The sequence below is a fragment of the Sphingobacterium sp. lm-10 genome (genome assembly GCF_023554555.1).
In the GTDB taxonomy this organism is placed as follows: domain Bacteria; phylum Bacteroidota; class Bacteroidia; order Sphingobacteriales; family Sphingobacteriaceae; genus Sphingobacterium.
This window is the reverse complement of the sequence record NZ_JAMJWC010000001.1, coordinates 384099-410550: the sequence shown is the minus strand read 5'-3', so window position 1 is coordinate 410550 and position 26452 is coordinate 384099. Positions and strand designations below refer to the sequence as shown.

Here is a 26452-nt window from a genome sequence, read left to right as displayed (position 1 = left end):
AGCTAAATAATTACATGTAATTGGCTTGTTATTATCGATCCGTTTTTAGCAGTTCCTTTTAGTGTGAATGTAGCCGAAGCGGTAAGACTAACATCCTTTGTACCGGATTCGATCTGAGCTACTGGGATATCATCTCCGCTCGGATCCAAAGTAAGCTCGTCAAGATTAGCGGTTATCCACGACAACTCGTAAACACCACTCCCTTTGCTTTTATACGTGAAAAATTGTATCTGTGGATGAATGGTGTCATCTGCCCCCAGATAATAAACTTCTTTTGTGCTTCCGGGTTGATATAAGGTGAGTGTTGCCAGATTATTTCCTTCAATATCCAGTTTAAAACCTTTCCATTCCGGAGTATCAAACTGATAATCAATTCCGCTCAGGCCACCACTTGCATCCTGACTGGTATATTTAAAGTATAATAACTTTACCGGAAGTAACCCTATCTCAACTCTTCTCTTTGCGGGTGTTTGAAATCCATTAACATAAAGCTCATAATAAATCGATGAAGGCATATTTTCATAATTACCTTTATAGAATTGCGCCAGATCTTTTCCTGGATTTACGGTAATCTCCGGTCGGGGATTATTGAGCTGCAATCCCGAATTTGAATTTATTGCGGAGGATCCGCCCCAAAGGTAGAACCAGTCTAATACCATAGCATCATCCACCGATATTAAGCCGCTCTTATCACTTGTAAATGCCGTGATGAGTGGTGGGTTTTGTGTCAGGGTTACCGGTACCGCGGTATGTTGCTGATCCGAAGTATACAGGGTTAGTGTATATGTTCGTTGTGACTCGGTTGTTGACGGTATATTGATCTTAAAATTGCCTGGACTGGGGGGCGGCCCATCTACTTTAAAAGTTTTATCGCCATCTTTAAATGGCCCAATAACCACTTTTGTACCTCCAACTGACTGCCAATATAGCGTGGCAAACTGGTTTAATCCGATGGTAGAAGGACTGACCCAGGCTATTACCTCAAAAGTATCATTGGGCTTCTTAGCGATATTGATAAATGCGTCTCCATCGTACTCGCCTATCCCTTCTTCTATTTTGATCACCGCTGGCGTAGCGTCTTTGTATTGTGAGTTAACAGGTACCTGAAGAAAAATGATTTCCAATTGTTCTCCAGGCTGCAATTTCGTTGTATTATTGGTGAAATTAAGTGTGTAATAATCTCCAAAAGACGATTTTTCACAGGTCGTGCCTGCTGGCACCCTGGTTTTAAAATCAAGATTTTCGACCAGATCTGTCGCCCCTTTGCCCAGAGGAAAATAAACCTGTATGCTATCTCCGTCGCGACCACCTTTAAATTTTATCAGGCTTCCATTCTGCGGATTTTTAATGATCATCCTTATATCTACAGAAGTACTTATAAATACTTCATTTGGCAGGAATGAGTACTCTAAAATAGTGGTATTCGCCATGGTTTCTTTACTTAAGTTAGTTATCTGTTGCATGAGATCCTGATAGTACGATCCACCCCTCAATAAGTGATGGAGGTGTTGTATGTAGTGTAGCCACAGGTGTAGATGACGATATTGCTACCTCTTCATTCCAGGTAGTGACATCTTTTCTTGCCATCCATGACCATTTTCCCTTTACTTCTGCTGGAGTTGGCATTTTTATTTTTAAGGGATCTAAAAGCAGCGGACCAGCTCTAAATGTCGCTTTCAGATTGTTTAATGCTGTAGCCACCGGCCCATTTGGCAAGTTTATGGTAAGCGATGGGAGGCTACCCGAAATGACAGGAATATTGCCTGAAGGATCTATAAGCAGGGTAAGCTTCACTGGCTTTTCATTTGCGGCAAGCTGCACCACATGTTTAGCCTTTACATAATTGGTTTTGTACCTCACCTCTCTGCCATCATCAATGAGGTCCGAAATTTTTGTTTGCAGGTTATTAGCCTTGGAGAAAGCCTCGTTTATCCTGACAGTTTGCCCATTTGCGCCATACACTGAGTAAAAAGTATCATAATTATCCTCCTGGAAATAACCTAAAACACCATTACTTTCCGCATGGCTATCGCCCACCCTTACGGTAAATGGCACCTGACAGAAATCAGGTAATTCCAACTTGTAGGTTCCCGATTGGTTATAATACTTACCCGTCTCCATCCAGCTTTGGTTGAATGCCGGCATACCCGAGAGTGCCATGGCTATTTCGCCTCTTACCAGAGCCAGAGGCCTTCCCAGAAGTATGGAAAGATTTCCATTTTGATTACCCAAGTTGCTCATTGTCCACAGTGAATCGTCAATAGAAGCCATAAAGTCGTCATAAGCACCAGACCCATTGGGCGCAGTGGCTAATAGCCTGATTATAAAAGCCTGAAGATGTTTGTTAAAAAATTCGGGTGGCGCGCCTAAAGCGGCATCACTACCTGGCACCGCATCCCATCTTATGGTAAAACTTGCCGTCCTGTCGCCGCTATCTCCTTCATGTCCTACCTTAATGACAGCTCCCATATTTTCCCCTTCCGCATTAAAGACTATCAATGAATTATCCAGATGATTAGGCATTACCCAACCACATATTGGGCTTGTAAGGTCCGATGAGTTGCTTTTAATGTTGTCATCATCATTTTGTAGTAGTTGGAGATTTACCTTAGCGGGTTGTGCCAATCTAGGCGGAAGCTGACCAAAGTTTTTTGTGGCTCCATGGTAGGCCGGGCTTATCGTTGTAAGGCTTTCAGACCAGTTAACATCTGGAATGGGACTCTGCTGTCCGCCCTGTAATATCTGTCCGAAAGCATCTACAACCCAAATATCCAACACTTCGAAATGCCCCGCGGGAATAGGGAAAAATGGTTGGGGACTTGCCGCATTCATACTCCCCGTAACCGGCCTGAAGTTATAGTTTGAATCTCCTAACAAATCGACCACATCAGCGTCTGTAGGATAAGTATTCATCGCAATAAATGAGGTGGTCAACTGCTTGGTCAATCCATTCATCGCCTGTGTTAAGATGTCTATTTTTGCTATTTCTTTGGCTACGATTTTTAGATCTTCCTTGATGTAGTAGGGTATGTTTGAAGTATCATAATTAGAATCGGCGGTAAATGTTTCGAATTTTCCCTGAATTAGTTTGGACGTTTCCGCATTGAGGATTGCCCTGCCCATAAATGGCGGAAAGTTTTGTATAGGTGTAATCTCACTACCCTGCCATTCATAATCTATATCTCCAAGGCGCCACTCCAGCAGCTCCTTTGTATCGTCTAATGAGGTTGGTAGCCAGCGTATCTTCCAATCCATATATACCGGACTCCAAGGCTGTTTGATCCGGTAAGCCACCCCAATTTCGGATGGAATCACACCTGTAAATTTGGCGACGTCGGCCAGAGTCTGTACATGGCATTCGAATGTTCTGGGATCGTTCCAGACAACCGTTTGTTGTTTCCTGACCTGTTCTGCCAGCGGATTAATCTGGCTATTGTCAGGCTTAATTACACCACATTTGTTGAAGAATATGGTAGCAAGAAGACGAGCACAGCTTTGGTCCATTAATAAAGACTCCACCCATAAATCCATTACCTCTTTAGGAATGACATTCCATGATGGCATGGATACAGCATGTAGAATTTCAGCAGCGCCAATGTTTTGTGTCTGTACACTATCACTCACTTTATAACTTATATCAATGGCCGAAACGGTTTGGCCTGTTACCCTCACTCGTAAGAAACTCCCATCCTGATATTCGGTTGGGTCCGAAAGCTTGGTATCCTGCCCTATGCCGGCCACCATAATAACCGGATCGTTTGGAGCCGCAAAAGCAACCAGGTCAACCGCCTTGACTACATATTCTGACCCAAGAGAGTCCTGATAAGCTTTTGCATCATTAGTGGCTTGTTCCTGCTTGGTTTTATACCCATCAATATTCGCATTTAAGTTTGTTGATATAGCCTGAAGGCTTTCCTTGACCAAGTTGGGCACTCTCCTTCCTGCATAATTTTTTTTCAGGCTAAGTGCAAATAACTCTGTCCTCTGACTGATGATAAGCCGATAAAGGTCATTCACTTCAGACTGTAGTGTATTAAGGGCAATTAAAAACTTAGTTTGCGTTTCATCAAGATGTACTGTCTGCTGGCCACCTGTTTCGGCTTTATTATTTTCACCTTGTTCTGCATTAACGACGATCCATTCCTGCCCGGCATACGTTGTTTCAAATCTTGAATTATGCAGTTGGGTCTCCACATTGACGGGATCATTATCCAGATCGAAGATCAAATCTCTCTGAAATGCTTCCAAAGCCCGTTCTATCTCGAAAACAAAAGACTCCTGCTTATACTCTTTGGCTACTTTATTGGCCATGTAGGCTGATATAGCCTCAATAGCATTACTACCTATAGCAACATCTGGAAACTGAGTTCCCCCACCTGGAGCACCCGATCCGTAGGATGTATCATATCCTTCCCAAATAACATTGGCAACCATAGAATGGCAAATGGTCTGTGTAGGCAGTGACAAAGGAGCTGCTTTATCGCCATGCGATTGTTGCCAGTTATACCAGGCTATAATAGCGTTTTTTGCCTGTTCTGGTAAATTGATTTGTGACGGATCGAAATCCCCTACCAATCCATGCGCTTTCTGCCAATCCAACCATGCATGAATGGCATCCTCCACGTCGGCAGTACCATCACCTACCGTCCAGAGGTATTTTTCTCTTATTGCTGTTTCCCATATTTCCTCATTATTTACCGGCAGGTCTGTCAATATATCATCATCCAGATTAGCATACCAACCTATAATAGAATAGGTAAATATGGCGTTTGATGGATCAGGCGTATCATGTAGGGAAAAAACATTGGTAATATTATCATAAGCTACCGACCAGGAAACATCTCCGGGTCCGACGGCCTGAAGGAAGGATTTCCCTGCTGTAGCCTCACCCGTCCAGTCTTTTAAAATAAACGTTTTGCCTATACCTCTTACGGGTAGCCCTTCAGTATCTTCCGGGTATGGATATTGGTTATAATTACCAGGTGCATCTTCAATAGGATAAAGTGCATCACTCATAACAATGTTGACTCCATTGTCCTGCACGACAGGACTCACTTTTATTGGTGTCCCATCGGGAATCGTATCGTTAATTGCACGAGGGTACTCAAATCTCGTTACCAGCCATCTATTAGGCGCGTTAGGGAAAGTCACTTCATGGGTTTCATTATTCTGACTGCCTTTACGCATGCTGTACGGAAGTGTCCACATCAGGTGTACACCGGGTTCTGGACATTTCTTCTCTCCAAATGGAGCGGGCTGATCCGGCGACTGCAACATATACAGATTGTAATAGTTGTCCTTTAAACTGGACCATTTTGTTTTTGACTGATAGTCGATATTACCGATCAGTAAAACATCTGTAGCCATAGGTACCAAAACACAAGGCCCTGGCCATACTGGTGAAAGTTTCGTATCTGACATCGCTTTGTCGTTTATAAGCTGTTAATTGTAAATGTACATGTGGGATAATGCTTACCCTTCTCATCCTTTATCCTATAAGATTGCCTCCCGGCTCCCTGAGTAAGCTGGATAGCAAAACCGCCAGGGCGCAACTCTCCTTCGAGAGCCTTTATTGCATTCAATTCTTGTTGCATAGAGGCCGCAAGTCCGGCGATATCTACCACGCCCTCCGCGCCATTTTTTCTCAACTGCCCCTTAGCTTCTGCTCCAATGATCTGCTGTCCCGCCGCATAGTTGCCATACCCCAAACCACGTAGGGAAACGGCAAAATCTGGAGATTTTATGTCTCTGGTAATTCCAAAGTGAAGTCCTTCAGCTGGTTCAGAGAAGTCAACTTGATCGGGCATATCATAAAACAGACATAGCAACACTCCCGGCGAGAGTCTGTCCATCCTTAAGATCTTTAGCGGAGTAGCACCTTTGTAAGCATTTATCTCCAATCCCGGCCAGCCTGACACCACCTGCGAACGAAAAATAAATCCAGAGATTGTACCACCTGTCGTAGCGATATTTGCAGACTCATTGCGAAGTGTAGATCGTAATTTTAGCTGTGCCAGATCCACCTGGCTGTATATTTGTTCAAAAAAGGTTTCGCTAAATACAGCTTCCTTGGTGGAAAGTACACCTACGCTTAGTGCGCCATCCACCAATCGGTCAAGCCAGTTTCTGTCCAGGAAAAAGAAGCGAATGGACTCTGAGGGCAGCAGCCTCGGGTCTGGAATTAGATACTCCGTTGGTACACCATACAAGAGTGTAAGCTGTGCTAGCCATTCTGCGAGGTTATCAGGTAACATAGGTTTATTTTCTTCCTTATTAGAAGCTGAAATATCTCTCATATTTTTCACCACAGACTCATGTAGCGATTTTCTATTTCCCCAGGATTTCATACGCTTAACTTTTTATTTTTTTAACCAATTCCAGAAGGAGATCGCCATCATTCGCTATAATATCCTCCATTTCACGATCATCAAGTACCCCAGGTAAGTGATCGCCTAATAGTTTTTCTTTGCGTGTTTCAAAAACCGGCCAAGAGATGTTCCTGAATTTATCTGTAAACAGGCTTAAAGTACCTGTTACCATGGTCAAGTCTTCCGCTTTCTTGGACCCGATGGCATTAGCTTTTGCCTGCAGCTTTCTATTTTTAGCCTTTTGAGTGATTCCTTTCAGGTAATTATTACGCCAGTTGAAGAGTCCGTTAGCAAAAGAACCGTCCGACAGAGCCAATAAACGTCCTATTTGCCAGGCGGCACTGTACGCGTGATTAAATAACCCATACTCTGGATCGTAATGTATGGCGTGGTCACTGTACCAATACGGACCATAAGTAAAGCTTCGCTTCGTTGGCGCAGCCACGATTGGCCCCCGATACCAGGAGGTAGATGTTTCTCCTTCACGCAGGTTGTTTTGCAGCGGCACATAACTTATTTCTAAAGCTTCCTTAGCCAGTGCATTTGTATTTGTTTCTTCATTTTTAGGCAGTTGTAACAGTGTTACACCTCCTCGGCCTTTTTCACATAAATCATTCATCAGCACCTTAAAGCTGGCTCTTGCTTCATTACAGGTAAACTGCCATGATCCCAATACTACCAGCCTTATCTTGTCATAACCTGCTATTTTGTTGGGAGGCAAATGATTTTGATGTCCTTCGTAAGAAACTAAATAGACATAATTCTTTGCTCCTGCCATAGGCAACCTGTTGCCTATAACCACCGAAAAACAGCCGTCGTCGTCCATGCCCAGCAACACCTTTCCTCCTGTATTGACACCTCTTGCATGAGCCAGATAAGGTAATTCTTCACAAGTTGGGGCTATAGATTGAAAATAAGTAAGATCTACATCTATTGCTGTTAACGAGGCTGATTCGTTGATCACACTTCCGAGCACGGGCAGTAACACACTATCCTTGGGAGTAAGCATTTCTGCAACAGTCATTGTTTCGGGCTTTGACAGCTTTCCAGACGTTATATCGTTTTCATAAATGGTAAGCAGGCCGATCCATGGGATCTGATTTATTTCTGTTGGATTTTCTGCTGCATTTTTCAACCTCCGCTTTTTTTCTTCTGCAGAGACCGATGGATTTATTTCGCGGGACCAGGGTAGCGCAAAATTGCTAAAAACCATGTTGGGCAGTGAGTTATCATAATTACCCTGCATATTTGCCGGCGGAAATAAACTATGTATCGTACCCGGATCTATCATAAAGCGGGGGCCGTCGACCAACAGCGGCTGATCTGCCAGATATAATGGATTCTCGTTATCGGTCACTCCTATTACCTCTTGCTTGGCCTTTAGGATATACTGTCCGGCAGGTAAGGGCGGCTGGATATAGTCGTAAAAACGAATTTGTCCTGCTGCTATGGTATCCGGTTGTGTAATTATACTTGTGCTCATTGTTAATTATTTAGCCGTTACATTTAAAGTACATGATTTGTTGTTTTCGGCTTCCAGGTCTATGGCTCCGTATTCAAGCGATAAGCTGTTCCAAAGATTTCCCGAAAATTCTTCTAGGTTATTAATTCCGTACATACCGATGATGCTTAAGTCACTACTGCCCGGCTTGGTCACTACGCCATAATACGTATCGGTATCCTTGGTTTCAGGCACGGCGTAGATCAACGTGGTCTTGCCCTCGTGTATGTGGGTTTTCAACGGAATAGTAAGTCCCGCCTTTTGAGGAATTTCGCCGGCTGTTATGGTGGTTAAGAGATCGGTATCGCCCTCAATCACGCTTTCAGTAAGTACCGCAATGTACTTGCATGTTATCGGAAATAGCGACTGTATCCAGCCCGGTTCCAGACCATTTAAACCTTGCACCATATTGTTTTCAAGCATATAGCAGGTATCTATAAGCCCCATTTGCTTGCCAGTTCCCGGAACGGTTATGCGCTGGCTGTTCTGTACCCTTATCAGCGCCCTGTCTGTGAGTGCCCATACTGAATTGACTTTGGAGAGCAACGTGTTGCTCTGCCAGCCAACGGCATTTTCAATATGCTGTCCATAGCCTTGTATCACCACCTGCGCCGTAAAAGCAGGAAGTGTGTAGGTAGTTCCTGATTCGAAGAATTTCATTTCGGTGATCTCTCTATACTTATTGAATGAGAATACCAGAACGGGAAGATCTCCATCGTTATTGACGGTAACAAGGCTCTTCTCGTCTACTTCCCATATAGCTACACCTCCATCGTGTACGGTAATGAAATTAGGAGATGGTAGGTTATCTGTAAGCGGAACCTCCTTCTTGTCGGACCAACTTGCTCTCACTAAGGTATTGTAAGTGGGCAAGTCACTTAATGTAGCATCCCGCAAACCCCTGATCACCGCCCTGCTGTTGTATCTTTTTACTACCGCGTGCAGGCGTGGCTGTCCGATCTCTTTCTTCTTAGATATGACTTTTTTAATCCTCGTCACTTTTGGAAGAGCATTACCACCGACCACCTGCCCACCATTTTGGTAAACTCCAATCCTTGCAATTACAGGAAGATCCTGAAGTATCATTTCTGCACTAAATGCCATGACCGATAAATCCGGATTTGCAGGAGCGTTGATCTCACTTGCCCTAAGCGCTTTAAATACGCCTTCACGTTTAGCGATTACCTCACTATTCATGACGGATCGTTTGATAATCGTGTACGACCTGTTCTGATCCGGATACAAAGATGCTGCAGGATAGGAAGGCACAAGTGCATATGGAAGCAGTCTGTACGGATTATCGTCGTATTCCAGGTTGCTCAAATCAAAAGCAGGTAAGTTTTTGGGGATTTTATAATGATCTGCGGCAAGTGTTAACCCAAATAATGCCCCTTCAATAAGCATGGTTGATGCATCCGGTGCCTGCTTTTTGTCGAGCATTTCTTTCGACCATAATGCCGATGGTGCTCCATTAGTTATAGCGGTCAGCGTAATTTCGTTTTTCTTCAGATCAATTTCGTTTCCTCCTTCGTCTACAATGGCAATCGTAAAGGGAGCATCAAGGTTGTTGATGTAACCCATCGGACGTATTCCTACAGGTTTTCCGATTATTTTAACATCAGAACCGCTAACCGTGACCAGATTGGTGGGAATTACCGACTGTACAGATACAGAAAAGGGAACAGGATTTACCAACCATATTTCGCTATTGGTATTTGTACTCAGCATACCTTTTTGAGCAGTCCACTTGACCACTTCCTGTTGAGTTCCTTCAGCTTTAAAGCTATCGACAATGAAGCTTTGATGTGCTGATCTATCGTCTGACTTGGCGTTGGCTGGCAGAAAACTCTTCTCGAACAACTCCCAGGTAAGTTGATTGTCTTTATTGGTATCACCCGATCCGATAGGTATGGTAAAGGAAATCACATACCAATTAACCTCAATAAACCCATGTGTTGGTGGACCTTCCAGATAAAGTTTGGCACCCAATTCTGCTTTAAGCGTGACAGATACGCCCGCTATGGTCGTGCCAAAAGCAACTCCTATGGTAATACCAATACCTACATTAAAATAAAATGGTTTCCACTCTATCAGGAAATTGGCATAAGCGTTCAGCCAGGCACTTAAAGGTCCTAGTTCATAGCTCACATTCAGGTAACCACCCGCCATAATTGCTGTAGGGCAAAGTGCGAAGTAGGCTCCTCCAACAATGCTGATCTTACCTACTGGTATATCCATTTTCCACTGCATACCAAGGCGTGGTACATCAGGGTAGTACACAGGCTTACTAAATGCCGGATGATACCCTCCGAGAGTGATCACAAAATCTCCGGCAGCTATTTTGTAGTCGTCCGTTGTTATATCTTTATACCATAGGTAAAATGCAAATCCGCCGGTTACTTTACAATCTTTGGTAAGCACATAAGAATTTGGTGTTAATCTTGCCTCAGCAGAAATTATTCCCTCGGTGGGCTTGAAGGATGCTTTTATAGCAAGCTCAAAATAAGCAATCGCGATCTCCGGCACTTCCGGTGGTAATGTGGCATAACTCAAACCAAGCAGATTGATATCCCATTCTTTACCAAAGCTCAGAAACAGCAAGGCCACGGTATTCACCAACTCAAAAGATTTGAATTTCAATCCGGCGGCGACCCAGTACTGTCCTATTTCAGGTTTAACGATCTCGGAAAGGCTTTTAAGCGCCTCCACTGGGTCATTACTGGTAAAGCTACCTTCTACAACTCCTCTAACCAGTGGGAACTCCTGTACTTTCTCTATCGAGGGTATCATGATAGAGCGGTTGTAACTAAAGCCGGCGGCAACTCCTGTAATAAAGAATGCCGGTGGACCACCCAATGGTGCATTTAATACTCCGAAAACAAATAATGATGGCGCAGTAGCAGCATTCGGTTGGCTGGATACGGGTATCTCGGCATAGGAACCCAACGCCATCAAAGAGAATGATCCTCCTTTGATGACTGCTGTACCATTATAACATAAAAACGGTTCTGTCTGCTTTAGTAATCCGGCATCGAGGCTCACGCTACCTCCATCAAAGCTGATGTCCAAGCCCTGAAGGTCTAATGTATAGGCTTTAAAATCGGCTGGGGTATTTGTAGGTAATCCCACATCCAAGCCAATAAGCGTAGCTTTTAATCCTGCCAGTTCCACGCTTCCTGAGAATAGAAAATGCAGGTATCTCTCCAAGCTTTTTGCATCCCAGCCCAACCCAAGGCTATCCACATACAATGGACCAAATGATCTTTGGACAGGAAGTATCACCTGCGTACCATCACCGGTATTGCTTTTCAGATTGACGTATACATTTTTGGTATACCCGGCTGTTACGGAAAAAGTAGGATTGGTAGCGGGATTATTTTCATTCTCCTTATCGCCGGAACCCAATAAGTTGCTTGCAATGGGATTGCCTTCTGCTCCGGATACCATATTGGACGGTGCCAGTGAAATACCGATGTCTTCCAGCGTAGCCGCCGCGCCAAATGTAATCTCGGGGCTACCTCCGTTAAGATTCAGATCAAACAATACACGTGGCTTGATAGCATTGATGACAAACCGGCTGAAATCGACCAATGGTTTGCCCTTGGTGCCCACTATATCAAAGCCTACATTATTAAATACCAGATTGATTCTTGTGAAATCGGCGGACAGTCCCTTTGTTTCAGCGTCCGATTTGATCGGCAGGTATATGCCAATTCCGGGATTAGATAGTTTATCTCCACCACTGCCTTTTATCCATTCGTCGTCTTCATCACCCAGTTGCAATACAATGTTCGGTATTGCATCAATTTTTAAATTTGGCGCAAAGAGATGCAGTCCGTAATTTCCTTGGTGATTTGGATCAGGACCAATTTTAATACTTGATTTTTTACCTTCACCAAAGTTCAATAGCGTGATTTCATTTTGCATTAAAGTTTGGAGCAAATTGCCAAAGAAAGCCTCTGGTGTAATATTTAAAAGGTTATCAAATGAGTTGAGGTAATATTTCTTTTCTGTTGCTCCACTACTTACGATGAGTGAGGTGGCCTCTAGGAGCAATGCCGGAGAAGGCGCGCCAGATCCTGTACTTATAACCGGCGCTTCCAGCCAGGCATGTACGCTCTCCTGATTGAGTATAAGTGCCGATATATAGCGAGGCACTACGTTTTTAAACACGCTAAATATCCATTCGCTCATCTTGTCTGACAACGAATTGGGTCCTGGAAAAAATTCAGGAAGGAGCTGTCGCTTCAAGGACGAATTGACCATTCCTGTTTCTGTCTTACTAGTTAGCGGATCTATGTTTAACACAAAGCCATCTGCTGATACATAGTGCAGGTTAAGCGATGGTCCGGACGCTCCTTCTACCGGAATCATGATGTCTAATCCGAAATTAAAATCGAATTCCCCAGTGTTAATATCAATTCCGGCACCGGCATCCGCTATATTAATGTCTACTATTTCTAGCTTAGGGAGTTCAAGCCCTGCCCATAGTCCTAGTAGATTCTTATCGTTTAAACCTGCTTTTAGTACCGGGAAATTTTCACCCGGTTTGAACAATATCATCCCTTTGTTGGTGGTGAGTTCGCCGGGCACAACACCGTCCAGCAACGCTTTAACGGCATCAGCAGTTGTGGCCGCATTATCAGGATTAAATCTGCCTCTAAGCCAGCTTAACCCTGCTTCCTCTACCATGGCAAAAAGCTCTGTTTGGGTTTTATCCCGGAAATTTTGTGGAGTGAGTATCTTTAATAATGCGGTAACAAGATCGTTTACGTCTACAGCTGTTGCAAAACCAGTCAATTTATCAATAAATGGTTTTGCTTTAGTTTCAGATAATGCTTTCAGCAACTTAGGAGTAAGGTCTTTTACTAGCGTTGCAGCCGCTAGGCCTGCTGCCTGTCCTGCGATATTGCCCCATCCTAAAAACGGAAGCAGCTGTAGGTCTAGTCCTTCCGGTTTATCCGGAGTTCCTCTGGATATCTTCAGCAGAAACTGCTTATCGAAACCTGCAGATAGGTAAAATGGAAAATCAGCTTTTGTGGTAGAAATATCGAGAGCACCTGCAAATGCCGGTTGGAAGTTGGCATCGAGATCGACCTTAAGCCTTAGATTGTCTAGCACCGCCGTGCCATCTGCAATATCTATTTTCTTGGTGCCAAACAGGAACGAGGCTACGCCATTCTCCCCTGTAAGGTCTATGCCTAGTCCATATGGCAGACCAGAGATTTTCGCACCGTTTTCAAGTGGAGTTACCATAATGCCACTCTCTGTTGATACTTTTGGAAGATTGCTCAGTAAATGTACAAGCGCGCCCACATTAAATCTACCGTCGTGCCCCAAAACACTATCTGACAGCAACCACGGCAGCGGATCTTTCAAGATTCCTAAAAGAGATTGCATGCTCCACTCCTGCCCGTTTGCTGCCATAACGAGTCCGGCTTTCTGAGAAGAATCTACTTTTGTAGCGAGACCGAGCCCACTAAACACCTGTTGCAAGAATGGATATTTATTCAATAAACTGTCTTCCAATACGGCATTTAGAAGTACGTTCAGTACATAGGCCGGAGCAATTTTAGACAGCTGATCTACAAAATCCTGTCCGTTGAATGGGTATAATTGTAATGGGTCGGCAGCAGGTTTGCTACCGTCTCCCCAAGTTATTTTGGAAGTGAATATAGTGTCCTGGCTTACCGGATATTTTAAATTTATCGTGTTACTTAATGATAAGCCCAACACCGGGCAGTATCCGTCTAAGGTCAATATCAGCGATGAGTTAATAAGATCAAGGCTAAAACTTCCACTGAATTCCGCAAAGGTACCTAGCTTCCATGCATCTTTCGGCAATACAGATAAAGTGACTACGCCACTGCTATTGGTGCTGAATGTAAAACTGCCCCATTGCGTCGGTGGGATATCTTGTACCAGCTCCTTTGCCAATGCGGTCAGCGATGTCGTATTAGAGAATAAATCTTCAAAGCGCGAACGGATACTGTCTACAGGGCTTGAGCATATCTCCAGTAATGCTTTAGGATACAGAGGATACCCCTGCTCTGAAGGGCCACAGATGCCTAAGCCATGCAGGAGATCTAACAGTGGTTTTGGGAATTGCGGAATAGAGATATCAAAAATATTCTCTAAGAAACCGAATAGCTGTTTTCTTGCATCGACATTGGTCAGCAAGGACGAAAGTTGATTTTCTATATACGTATCAAAATTCGCCAAAAGTCCGTTCCATCCGTCAACATTGATAGCATAAGGATCATTTTCTTTGTTTCTCGTAGTTACAAGCCCTAATAAAGATAGAAGCTCATAAGTCGTTTTAAAGCCGGGCACATCTTTAACCTGGCCTGCGGCCGCCTGTACAGCCTGATTTAAAATAGTGTAAAAAGATTGCTGAAGGCTGGCAGCAAAATCAGGACTTAAGATGTCATTAAGGGTTAAGGAATCTCTTTTCTTCTGTCCTGCCAGCGTAACATCAAGCATCGTTACGACAGGTTCAAATTTGATGACAGCATCTGTCATGCTTAGATTTAGACCCAATATCACTTTACCAACACGACCAGCATCAAGCGGCAAATCTACTAAGGGTCCATCCGGATTGGATAGCGTGCCTAAAAGGCTAAAAGACGGACAGTTATTGGCATTTACAAACTCTTCATTGGCTAAGGAATATTCGATGGCATTTAATCTTGTTTCAAGGTCAAACTGAAAATTAAGCGCTGACTTTTTATAGTGATAGCTATCATTGCGCCCTATACCTGTACCAATAATGTTGGTGCCGGCATCATACCATACGGGCAGTTCAAATCCCTGAGGTAGTGGCGTTTTATAGGGATCAATAAAGCTGCCACTCCCGCCTATTGTTGGGGGAGTTTCCAAATCAGAATTTATCGTCCAAGATAAAAGTGCCAGCAAGCTTTTTGCTTTCTGCTCGGAATCAAAATTGGATATGAACTGATTTCTGATTGCAGTCCATGGTTGATGAAAATCGGCAATCTTAAACTGTGTAAAACCATCCCATTTAAATCCTTTCGGAAAAATAGGTGATTTTGACAGATCGGTTAATAGGCCAAAAGCACCAGTCGTTAATAATCCCGCTCTAGTATTGCTTCGCATTAGGAAAGCTCCTAATGCTCCCGTCAGAAAAGGCCCAAAAGTAGCCACACCGTTTATTACGAGGTCTTCCAGTGCACTTTGGTCATTGAAATTAAGATCCTGACCTAAAGCCAGATCCTCTCCATCTAATTTTAAAGACGGCTTATTAACAAATAAAGACCAGTTCCAACCGCCAAATCTGCTCCACGTGGCAGACAACTGCGATTTCTTGACGCTAATGGATATACCGGCAACCTCCGGAGTGTCAAATCCGTCGGGCAAGGTTAATTTGGCAGCGATCAGCGGAAGCCAATCGGCTACAACTGCTTGATTTGGATTATCGGGCGATGGAAAATCAACGCTTACAAAATCAAGTACTATGGCTGGTACAACCTTGGTTTCAAGCAAAGTTAGTTCCGGCTCCAGGGATAATCCCAAGACAAGACGTACGGCGTCTTTGCCTACAGCTACCTGATAGGCGGTAAGATAGGCTGGTAAGGAAACATCGGTAAGTGATATACCCGCTTTCCAGGGAGCATCTTGCGTGCCGTCACCCGTAACTGTTATCGTTTCGACTCCTATTCCAGCATTCAGCATTTGCGCAAAATCCTGCACGATATAGGTAAATGCTTTCTTCCCGTTCACCAATGGAGCATACCGCAGTGCCTTCAAATAATAGTCTGCCCATGCTCCTATCGGATTCGTAATGGAGTCAATCATTTGCGTCGCATCGAATGGAGCGGCTAGTTTATCTGGCCAGAGCGTACCTGCGCTATGGGGCACTGTTACTCCTATAAGTGATGCAACGTTATTGGAAAATGTATTGGTTTCCTTTGATGTTACTCCTAACAATGTCTTAATACCATCACTTAATACGGATGCTCCGGCATTTGCCAATTGTGAAGGAGAAAGCAAGTCAATCGTCTCAAAAGAGCTGGATGGTGTATCCACCTTATTTAGTCTGAAATAAGGAATTACGCGGCCCGATATGCCGAATGACATTCCGCCTTCGAGATTTCCAAAACAGTACCTCCCGGTTTCATGATCATCAAATTCACATAAAGGCTGCTCCTCATTTTTGTTATGCAGGTCGCATTTCAATTGGAAATTAATGGTCGGAGCCGCCTTAGCATCTTTACCGTTAAGCTGGAATTGTGCCAGCTCCAGATCAGCCTCCAGATTCAGCGCAATATCCGAATCCCCCAATACAATATCTTTTCCTTCAAATGATATTCCCGGATAAAAATATCGAATACCTTCCTCAACTACATTTGTTCCTACTGTAAAGTTTAATTTTCCTATTTCATTCACACTGACTAATGAAATCTGGAATGGATCATTTCTGGTGCCGGCTCCTGTAGCTTGCACTGGTGTAACGCCGATAAAACCTCCCAGGCAGGAAAGCCATGTTTTTAACTGTGCTGGATTAGCACTTATGGTATTGAACCAATTGATAAACGGAGTCGCAGCACCGTTGGGATAATCGGCTGGTTTAGAAGCAATTTTAAACAGTTCGTACCACTCAAGTGTCGGTAATTTTTCGTCAGAATTTGGCACGATAGAGCTCAATCCCAATAGAGGCGGAAAATAACTTATCCTTGTTTGCTGCGTATCAAACACCTTACTTAAAGCACCGACAAATAGACTGGATACTGTTTCCAGTATCTGTTGTCCCGTTATCGCTTCGAGGTCTGCTAAAGTCCGGTCGCTTGGCTTTTTATCTCCGGCAAGCTTTAATGCAAGCACCTGAACAGATAACTGAAAAGGAATGTCAGCAGCGAAATCAATCCCTGCGTTTACTTTTACAGCATTGAAGGAAACATCATTAATGGCTACTAAAGGGCTATCTTCTTTAGCGCCCTCTACCGCAATTCCAAAATTGATAGGATAACCCGGCGTATCGAAAGTGATGTTTACCTGGCCTTTATCTATTCTCAAAAAAGGTATCTGACCCCATACATTCACTTTTATTAATGGATTATCAGAAGTAACTGTCCAACTATGTAAAACACCAAAGCCTAAAACCGTTTCCGTTCCTCTCTCATAGGTCACAAAATACAGCCCTGTAAGCTTATCATCATACTTCACCGGATACCAGGTGCCTAACAATGAAGGATCTATCACCGGAATTCCCAATGCGTTGCCCCCTACTTTACCTAATAGTTGCCCGAGCAGATCTCCAAAATGTGCAGACTTTTCGGTAAATCCACTTTTCGTATTTTCTATAGGGTCTTTAAACCAGGCATTGTTGAGATGATAGACTTCACTTTCTCCATTTTCCTTGTCAAGAAGGCCAACCATTTCGCCCAAACTTCCCAATATAGGATCAAGCTCCGAAAAAGACACGTCATTATTGGCATCAAAAGCATCTTCGGTAAATGTATGGGTATCGTTGTAAGTGCTGTTTTTCATGATAGATAAAACTTAATGTGCTATAGGCGTCATATTCGAATGCCATTTGGATTTAATAACCCGATGTAACCTGTTAAGGAATGATAGGTAGACTCCTCTATTTCCAGTTGTCCATTCATCGTTATGGGGTTCATTATAGTAAAATATCCTAGTGCCTGGATTGCATTGTGCAATTTGTCCTGAAGCCTCACTAACTGATAGCTTTTGGAGCCAACATGTGCATCAAAGAGAGTCTTAAAAGAAATCGTGGAAAGTAAAGTACTTCCAAAGGTGTACAATGCTTTGAGTTGAAAACCACAATCGTTAAGCGCATAGTCTGTAGCGGCAATACTTGCCACCGCACCACCGATGTCATGCCCAGTTAGATACACATTTTTATTTGGTGCTATGGTTTTTAGCTCCGCTATTATCGCTTCCGCCAATGTAGTTGGTACAGTTGTGGAAGCACCTTCTACGGGGAGGTTATAGATTGCTGCGGCCCCCGCATGTACATATACAGATGAATTATCAATGAAACTTAAAGAAGCGTAAGTAGACTTGCAATTGTAGGTATAAAACTCCTGAAAGCTGATACTACCCCTGAAAGCAACCACCACAGAATCCGGACTCTGGAAAATTGTCGCAAACGCAGCGGCACTTGTTATGGTTTTATAAACCTCATAAGGTGCAATATTTATCACCAAAGAATCAGGGTGTTGAGCCCTTTGATAAGTCGCTGCGACCATCAGAGATAAGGTATAGGAAAGGTTACGTGAAAAGTCTGTCGGTAACGTAGAAAATGTAACAGGGATAACCGAGTTTTTGGTCGGCTCACCTCCCAGTTGCTGTAGGTAATACACATCACTCCGCTCCCACCAGGGAACATCATACTTAGGTATGGACACGGTATCCATGTACTTTAATTCTCCTAAGTACCCACAATCACCATTTAAGGGAAAGAAATCGACGATTAATCCCTGTGAAGCTGCCCATACCGTACATTGAGCAGGAAATTTGTTCTTGGTGATCTGTAAATTATAATAGCTTACAAAATCAGGTTTTGCAAATTTTGGTGCAGAGAAGACACACCCTTCGTCCAGCATTTTAGGTGCATCTTGTTTTAATGGGCCTGTATTTTCCGCGCGCATATCCATAGCACACAGCTGCGCGACAGGCGCCGCTAAGCCCATGCCTGTGGTGTATAGAGGACAGGCCGAATAGTCTTCTGTTATAAAGCCGAGTACATTCCAGATATCATTTCGTGATTTGCTATAGGCATCTGCGAACACCGTCATTACCATAGCTTTCGATGGTGCAGTTTTGCCGATAATATCGGAGGACAGCCGCGTGAAATCATTTGGCGCAAGCGGATAACCTGTCGTATTATTTTTATAAAAATTGCTCCACAGCATCCCAAATGATAAGACAAGCACTAAGTCGCCATCTTCATTAGGACCAGCAGCCAATATACCCTGTATCGGTACGTAAGGCCTGGACGGTTTACTATCCAGAATGGTCAGTACAACCCATCCGTCTGGAAGTACCGGGCCGGAAGTGGTAAGTGATGGAAGGTTTGCCTGTGAAGCAAGCTGTTCCAGAAGTATCTTTAATGAAGATGTAACTGTGTTGCTCATGGCTGTTTTTTTATCTGTTTAAAGATGACTGTGCCATGTAATCCATTATCTGCTAAGGATCCTCCACCTGGATTAATCCCGGTTTTCCCTTTTCCTGCATTGGAAGGTTGACTTCCTGGTGGCGGTTCATTGGTGCCTCCAGCACCGCCTACGCCACCCTCACCACCATTCCCACCTTTACCACCGGTACCAGGATTGCTTACTATCCCTATTTTACTGATGTCTGGGTTGTAGTTATAGTAGAACAACGTGATGTCACCACCATTGCTACCTTTGAAGCCATTGCCACCTAATCCGCCTTGACCTCCATCGCCGCCTAGCCCCCCCAATCCCGGAGGACAGTCACCACTGTCAAGACATTTTTTGTTATTTGTTCCGGCATTGCCTCCAATGTCTCCGTTGCCACCTTTGCCACCGTCACCACCTTTACCCCCATTTCCGCCCTGGCTAAGGATATTAAAACCCGAGGGTATACTAAAATCGGTCACAGTTAACATAAATGAAGGAGCATCTTCTCCTGTAGTACCATCATCACCCTTTTCACCATAATCTCCGTGCGCTCCTTGAGTTCCGTTTGTTGCACAGGAGCATCTCCAAACCTTACGAGAACCGTCTTTTCCATTTTGTCCGGTATTATTGTCCTTATTATTTACCCCATTGAGTCCAATAGCGCCATCTTTCCCATCTTCCCCATTTTTAATAAAAATATAGATGGTATTATATGTTGTATCACTTACCATAATAGGCTGATTTACGTTCGTCTAAAAAAGTACTGTTGCGCACTTCTACAGCACGCTCAGCAATGCGTTTATAAAATGGAAAAATTTTACTGAGGCAACAGTGTAATTGTTGATACAGACCCCGGCTTTCCTTTAGTACCATTTTCGCCAGGGCCAAGATTACCAGAAGTTGAATTACCCGGGTTACCCCCAGTGCCTGGATTACCCGGTTGTCCTGATGCGATGTTGGTCGTAATATTACCCGGCATTTTATCGTAGTAGATAATAATCTGTGCGCCGGGGCCCCCGTTACCAGCATTTCCACCAAGACCACCTTGACCACCTTTACCTTGAGGCCCCTGCTTTGCTACAGTACAAGAATTGCCGATATTGTAGTTGTTCGGATTCAAAACTCCTGCATCGCCACCATCACCGCCATCACCACCTGTGCCGCCATTACCGCCTGTCTGACCATCACCGCCACCAGCATTGATGATCAAGTCGCCAACAATGTCTCTTAGCGTCCATGGACAAATTGGTCCTGCAATACCATCGGCGCCATCTGTACCTTTACCCCCGGTTTGTCCATCACCACCGGTATCTCCGTTGGTAGGAGCGCTGCTGCAATCGTAATTACAGTTAGAAGAATTGTAGGTGTATGTACCGTCTTTGCCAGGAGTACCTTTACCCGCTTTAGTCGCATCCGTACCCTTAGGAGCAGGACTATCATATGGTTTTGGAAAAAAATCTATCGATGTTGCCATGTTCTTTCTTTTTAAGATCAATTATTATAGTTGGGTAAATATTTGGCAGGTTACTTGGGTGTTTCCGACAACTTGTATCTGTCCGCCTTGTTCAATGGTAATGGTTCCAAAATTGTAAAGCTCTGTATCTCCGCTCTTACCTAAAACACATGTCTGCCCACTTTTTATGTATAAATCTTCTGCAGAAAAAACCAAGGCCTTTCCCGGAAACATCAACTTATTGATAAGGTCTTCATATTCCCTAACCTTTTCCGGATCTCCAAGAACATAAGCACTAGCCGCTTTTGTCATTTCATTCTTCATGTCCTCTGTAATGTTTTGCTTAGTAATTGCTGCTTCATTAGCGCTACTACCCAGCATCCCTTTTACAGGATATACAACATGATCGTCTTCCCCATCATTAGGTACGCCCGATAACCGCTTCAATTCCGCTATAGAAGCAACGGATATAGATTTGCCGATGATATGTCCATTTGATAGGTCATCTGCAAATACAACCGTATCGTTTTCAAATGCGCCATGCGACATTTTAAACATGTATTCGTCGGGCGCTAATCCCAAACGCTCATTAACTTCAATGAAATTTTTTTTGTGGTGATCTTCTAGATTCTTCATATGAAAATTGATTTTATGATTTAGATTTTTTTATTTCTAAAAAATTTTAGAACTGACATGGTTAAGTGGCTTGTAAATACCCCGAACGGTGAATAATACAATGGATGAAGGATTTTTTTTTCTTAGTCATAGCCATAATTTAGTTTCTCAATGCTACTCGTTTAGTTCATTGGTATTGCCTGCTTTTTTTATAATGGTGTCTGGCCACCATTTGATACCTAAAATTAGGCAACTCTGGTAGGTGAAAATAGCGTGTAAAAACGTAAAAATGTGATTGCGTATTTATACCGAATGGCGTACGCAGATAAGTTCATATTTCCGAAAAATGAGAAAAAAATCGACGTATCATGTTCGAAAATTGGGATATACACCACAATTAATTATATTTACTAACATTCAATTATTTACCTATGCTACCAAAAGAACAATGCAAAAAGGCACTTCAAAGTTGGTTATCTTCTAAAAAGAACAGTGCTAAATTTCTTGAGATGATCCCCCCCAATTATGGTTTTATATTTTTGGAATCAGAAATAAAATGGTTGCGGAAATACAATGAGACAACACACTTTCACGCCTATATGGGAAAGCTCGAGGATCAAATCATTCTGATGTTATTCCCCTTGGGTCAGGATGATCGGGAGCTCGACTTGGAAGAATATGCTTACACTAAATTACAAGCCTTCACCGATAACCTTACTTTGGTCGAAAAAGAAACAAAGGTGTCTATGTATAAATCTGTCCTCTCGCCAGACCTCCAGGTTATATCTCGCACATATCACGAAGAAATACCATTATTCAATCACAATATTTCATCACAAAGGACACTCATTCACGAAATCGCAGATTGGCGCAGGTATTCGTCAGATTGGCTTTATAAGCAATTGAAAGAGTTTGCCGGAAAGACCATCTTCAATGTGTTTGACATACCCCTGGAAGACTTAGGATCCGGCAACGAAAAAGTATTTGGTTTATTTGGTTTCAAAAAATCTGATGTATTTTCCGAAGAAGTACCGACAATAATATTTCTACAACATCAAAGCGGTCTATCGGAAAACATACAACTGGAGAGTATAGATAGCAATGCTTACAATTGGTCGCAGCCTTGTCCACCATTTTGCGCAACCACTAAAGGCTATTTATTGTTCGATGAGAAATCATGACATTGTTCTATCTGACAATTGCATTATCCAACATTGCTTTACTTCTCGCTTGCTTAACGAGTTTCAAGCTCCATAGTGGCTTCCCGTTAACCACGAGAAGTCTGAGGTACTACCTACTTTTTTTATGCATAGCAGAAATCATGTCCAAACTGCTGATATATGTTTATAAGGTAGATAGTACCTTATTTTTATTTAATCTTTTCATTTCCTTTGAACTGCTCTTACTGACCAATTTTCTTGCGCGCATTCACCATAATTGGAGCAGGATGTTATACGTATCTATCGTACTATTCCTCTTCATGCTCACCATATCCGTAATCGATTTCTTATGGCATCCTATATATTGGACCAAATGGATGAAGCCGCTGTCACACATCGTTATCGTTTCCTTTATCGGGCTCAATTTGGTCCGTGGTATTAACCTGCGGTTTGATAAACACGGTACGTTGACGGTTCACTATGCGTTACTGCTCTATTATTTCGTATCGACTATTCTTTTTCTGATTATGGAACAACTACCAAATATCCATATTGAAAATGCCGCTTTGCTATGGGGTATAAATAACTTACTATCTACCATATTGTACGCCACATGCATCTACCATTTTTACAGCTTGCGCAAATCCTATTAGATGTCCATCAGGTCGTTCTTTTGTTGTTGTTGGCCATTTCTGTCGCAACATTTGCTACGCTGATCTACTCAAAGTACCTGAAAAGAATACAACAACAGCAGGAACTACGTCATAATCAAGAATTGCAATTCGAAAAATTATCGAAGAGAATTGCTATAAAAACCCAAGAAGCCGAACGTAAAAGTATTGCAAAAAACCTACATGATGATATAGGAAATCAGCTCCAGATGTTGTTGCTAGTCATTCACAATATGCAGGATACACACGCTGATGATCAATTAGAAAAACTATATCAAAACACCAGCAAAATCATAGAGTCGACCCGAATTTTAGCACATCGTCTATACCCTGCTAATTTAGAGCATTTCGGCCTTATACTTACTATTGAGGAGTTAATGGCGCAGTGCGCTGAAGTGTATACGATTACCCTATATATGTACCATTCCTATAAAAAACGTTCCGTTACATTTGAGGTACAGATATACCGGATCATACAAGAGTTCATCAGCAATTCGATAAAGCATGCAGCTGCCTCTCACCTTGAGATACACGTCAGAAATAGCCCAAAAGGATTATCATTTCTATTAAATGATGACGGAATCGGATTTGACACCACAGCAAGAGCTGGCATGGGTCTCCATAATATGCTTTCCAGAACTAAATCAATCGGTGGACTCGGAAAAATTAAATCCAGCCATGATAAGGGTACACGTTTAATATTACTATTTTCTAACGAAATGAAAAACGGAAACACCAATGACTAAGACATACCAACAAAAGGAAATTAAAATAGGTATAGTAGACGATGAGTCTCTCTTTGTAGAAGGATTGACGCTATTGATCGAAGGAATTTCTACCTGTAGCACCGTCTATAAAAACATAAAATCAGACGAAGTGGTTAATGATCTTAGCAAAATGTCTCCGGAAAAACTTCCAGACATCCTTCTTTTAGATATAGAGATGAAACCAATATCTGGTCTGCAATTGGTAGAAGAATTGATACCTCGTTTTCCTTTAGTTAAGATACTCATACTTTCCTCACATTATAAGGCTAATTTGATCGGACACATGATCAAGATTGGTGTATCCGGATTTTTGCCAAAGGTCATCGAACTGAAAGAACTGGAAAAAGCATTGGAAACCGTTTATACGACAGGAATATACTTCTCTCCGTCAGAATATCATTTGCTCCGTTCGTATTTATCCAATCCACAAAAAAAGCACGTATCCTTGCAGCCAGCCAGTCTCCTGACAAAACGAGAAATCGAAATCGTCGTACTGATCTGTCAAGAATTTACGAATCAGGAGATTGCGGATCAGCTGTTTCTGAGCAAACGTACCATTGAAAGTCATCGACAACGAATACTGGATAAAACGGGATTGAAAAACACGGTGGGTTTAGTCATATATGCATTGGCCAACGAAATATTTGTTCCTGATCTTAAATGGATTCCATCACGACAGTATAAGCGCTAATAAAGGAAGAGATTGTGATTTTTTAACCATTAAATAAATCGCATTATTTCCCTACCTCGTATTAAAGCGACGACAACAGGGGATCTACGTGGGAGCGAATTGATGGACGCGATAAAAGCAAGTAGAAATCTGTACCTACGCAATTTTTCTATCTTCTTTATTCCTATTTAAAGTTGATGATTCAACCCCGAAATTTCTACTTTTAAAAAGTCTTGTTTTCTTTGAGTAGGTCACACTTACCAATATAGCGAACCGAATACTAGATTAGCATATGATTCAACCCGGATCAGAGACGTAACCTCAGAGAAAATTTCAACGTATATAAATAAGAGAAATATACAAGTAGAAGCGCTCTGTTTCTCTATTACGCTAGTATAACATTAAGTTAATATAGGCTTTTTATCTTTGTCTATCCAACGGCCAACGTAAAATATGGAGACTTTACCCGAAAATCAACTTATGCAAGCCATTCGGGCGGGGAATGAAGAAGCCTTTGCCCATTTTTTCAACACGCACTGGGAATATCTTTACCGGGAAGCATACTTTCGCCTCAAAAATCATGATGATGCACAAGATCTTGTGCAAGAAATTTTCACATCCTTCTGGCAGAATCGCGAAACCGTGACGATACAGGTTTCCATCAAAGCATACCTAGCTGGTGCGCTCAAGAATAAAGTAATCCGACATTACACCAAAAGTAACCTCCATCAAGAAACAGTGAATCACCTGCTGCGACAGATGACTGTTTTTGAAGAAGGCGTGCTCGATGCCATTACAGCGAAAGAAATTCAACATACTGTGCAGCAAGCAATTCATCATTTCCCCAAGAATATGCGGGATATTATGCTCTTGCGCATGCAAAACTTCACCATAGCCGAGATAGCAGAAGCCCTTGGGCTCTCGACTCAAACGGTTAAAAACAATACCACCATAGCCTTGAAACAACTCAAAGATATCTTAATCAAGAAGCATCCCGAGGTTTCAACCAGTCTGTATGCCTCTATCTTGGCTTTAACAAATATTTAATACCAACTTAACGATTTCTTGAGGTACTTATTCCGCTTTCGCTGCACTATAGGGGTGAAAACAACATCAAGTGGAATTAAGAAAACTCAAAGAACTGCTCGATAAGCACCAATCTGGCCAAGCTTCGGAAGCCGAACGACAACTCATCGAGACTTGGTACGCTTCCTTCTCAAAAAATGAGGAGCAAGATCCATTAGTAAATAGCATACAAAAAGCACATATCCGCTCGCAGATCTGGTCTGGCATACAGATCGGCCCACCTCTACCGAAACGCACATTCAAACAACGCTACCTGCTTCCGATGATCAGCGCTGCCGCGGTACTGCTCGTATTAGGAATCACGATTAATCAGGACATCCTAACCTTTCGCAGCAGCATACAGCAAGCTACCCTACCCAAATTTCAAAGCAGCACCGGAACCAAAGAACGTAAGATGTTGGTACTGCCCGATAGCACACAGGTTTGGCTGAATGCCAATTCCACTATACAGGTTTTGGCCAACTACGGTGACAGTAACCGTATCGTACGCTTATCGGGAGAAGCCTTCTTCGACGTCGCACACCAGCCTTCCAAACCATTTATCGTGGAGCTGGATGACCTGAAAGTGAAAGTACTTGGAACAGCCTTTAACATAAATGGCTATGCAGGATTACAGACGATCAATGTGAGCGTGGATCGCGGTGCTGTGATGGTGGAAAAGAATGGTGTTCCTCTAGAAAAACTATCCCATGGACAATCTCTCGTTTTTGTGAAAGAAAAGGGTACGTATGCCCTTTACGAAGACTCAAACAAAGGTTCTTGGCGAGAAGGAAAAGTGGTGCTGGCACAGGCCAGTTTTGAAGAAATGGCGCAAGTGATCAAAAATATGCACGGAGTAGTTGTCAAGAAACCAGTAAATACAAATCAGGCGTATTCGTATGATCTGACACTCTATGCGAATCGTCCACTCAGCGAAAATATGGAAAAAATATGCAGTATACATCGATTAAAATACAGGAGGGTCGGCGATGAACTAATTCTATACTAAACCAAACTATTGCGTGCGGCACCCACAGGCGCCGTCCGCAACAT

15 protein-coding genes are annotated in these 26452 nt (G+C 42.9%); 6 read left to right on the top strand and 9 right to left on the bottom strand.

The window, feature by feature from the left end; translation table 11 throughout:
- Positions 1–2: 2 nt before the first annotated feature.
- The 9 genes from M8998_RS01630 to M8998_RS01590 all read right to left on the bottom strand — a co-directional run bounded on the left by M8998_RS01630 (position 3) and on the right by M8998_RS01590 (position 21087).
- Positions 3–1463: a hypothetical protein gene (locus M8998_RS01630; RefSeq protein WP_249990248.1), complete on the bottom strand. Its 1461-nt coding sequence runs from the start codon at positions 1461–1463 to the stop codon at positions 3–5.
- Positions 1447–5421 carry a hypothetical protein gene (locus tag M8998_RS01625; RefSeq protein WP_249990247.1) on the bottom strand — a complete coding sequence of 1325 codons (3975 nt, stop codon included), beginning with the start codon at positions 5419–5421 and terminating at the stop codon, positions 1447–1449. Before M8998_RS01625 ends, M8998_RS01630 begins: the two co-directional genes overlap by 17 nt.
- Positions 5422–5432: 11 nt before the next feature.
- Positions 5433–6296 (bottom strand): hypothetical protein, encoded by an 864-nt coding sequence (locus M8998_RS01620; RefSeq protein ID WP_249990246.1) that lies wholly within the window; start codon positions 6294–6296, stop codon positions 5433–5435.
- A 55-nt stretch (positions 6297–6351) separates the two neighbouring features.
- Positions 6352–7851, bottom strand: coding sequence for a hypothetical protein (locus M8998_RS01615; RefSeq protein WP_249990245.1), 1500 nt, complete (start codon positions 7849–7851; stop codon positions 6352–6354).
- Between the two features lie 6 nt (positions 7852–7857).
- Positions 7858–17376 carry a DUF6603 domain-containing protein gene (locus tag M8998_RS01610; RefSeq protein WP_249990244.1) on the bottom strand — a complete coding sequence of 3173 codons (9519 nt, stop codon included), beginning with the start codon at positions 17374–17376 and terminating at the stop codon, positions 7858–7860.
- A gap of 29 nt (positions 17377–17405) precedes the next feature.
- Complete coding sequence (locus tag M8998_RS01605; protein WP_249990243.1) at positions 17406–18989, bottom strand: lipase family protein; 1584 nt, start codon at positions 18987–18989, stop codon at positions 17406–17408.
- The gene (locus M8998_RS01600; RefSeq protein ID WP_249990242.1) at positions 18986–19729 is read right to left on the bottom strand and encodes a hypothetical protein; all 744 of its coding nucleotides are present in this window, start codon (positions 19727–19729) and stop codon (positions 18986–18988) included. Before M8998_RS01600 ends, M8998_RS01605 begins: the two co-directional genes overlap by 4 nt.
- 86 nt (positions 19730–19815) lie before the next feature.
- A complete protein-coding gene (locus M8998_RS01595) occupies positions 19816–20472 on the bottom strand; it encodes a hypothetical protein (protein WP_249992440.1) in 657 nt (218 codons plus the stop codon).
- A 24-nt stretch (positions 20473–20496) separates the two neighbouring features.
- Complete coding sequence (locus M8998_RS01590; protein ID WP_249990241.1) at positions 20497–21087, bottom strand: hypothetical protein; 591 nt, start codon at positions 21085–21087, stop codon at positions 20497–20499.
- Positions 21088–21665: 578 nt separating this feature from the next.
- Here M8998_RS01590 and M8998_RS01585 point away from each other — a divergent pair.
- The 6 genes from M8998_RS01585 to M8998_RS01560 all read left to right on the top strand — a co-directional run bounded on the left by M8998_RS01585 (position 21666) and on the right by M8998_RS01560 (position 26408).
- Entirely contained in the window at positions 21666–22247 is a 582-nt protein-coding gene (locus M8998_RS01585) for a hypothetical protein (RefSeq protein WP_249990240.1), read from the top strand.
- A gap of 140 nt (positions 22248–22387) precedes the next feature.
- The gene (locus tag M8998_RS01580) at positions 22388–22879 is read left to right on the top strand and encodes a hypothetical protein (protein WP_249990239.1); all 492 of its coding nucleotides are present in this window, start codon (positions 22388–22390) and stop codon (positions 22877–22879) included.
- Positions 22840–23643 carry a sensor histidine kinase gene (locus tag M8998_RS01575; protein WP_249990238.1) on the top strand — a complete coding sequence of 268 codons (804 nt, stop codon included), beginning with the start codon at positions 22840–22842 and terminating at the stop codon, positions 23641–23643. The genes M8998_RS01580 and M8998_RS01575 overlap by 40 nt, the downstream gene beginning before the upstream one ends.
- A complete protein-coding gene (locus M8998_RS01570) occupies positions 23636–24355 on the top strand; it encodes a response regulator transcription factor (RefSeq protein ID WP_249990237.1) in 720 nt (239 codons plus the stop codon). Before M8998_RS01575 ends, M8998_RS01570 begins: the two co-directional genes overlap by 8 nt.
- Positions 24356–24787: 432 nt before the next feature.
- On the top strand, positions 24788–25381 hold the full coding sequence (locus tag M8998_RS01565) for an RNA polymerase sigma factor (protein ID WP_249990236.1): 594 nt from the start codon (positions 24788–24790) through the stop codon (positions 25379–25381).
- 70 nt (positions 25382–25451) lie between these two features.
- Positions 25452–26408 carry a FecR family protein gene (locus tag M8998_RS01560; RefSeq protein ID WP_249990235.1) on the top strand — a complete coding sequence of 319 codons (957 nt, stop codon included), beginning with the start codon at positions 25452–25454 and terminating at the stop codon, positions 26406–26408.
- Positions 26409–26452 lie beyond the last annotated feature (44 nt).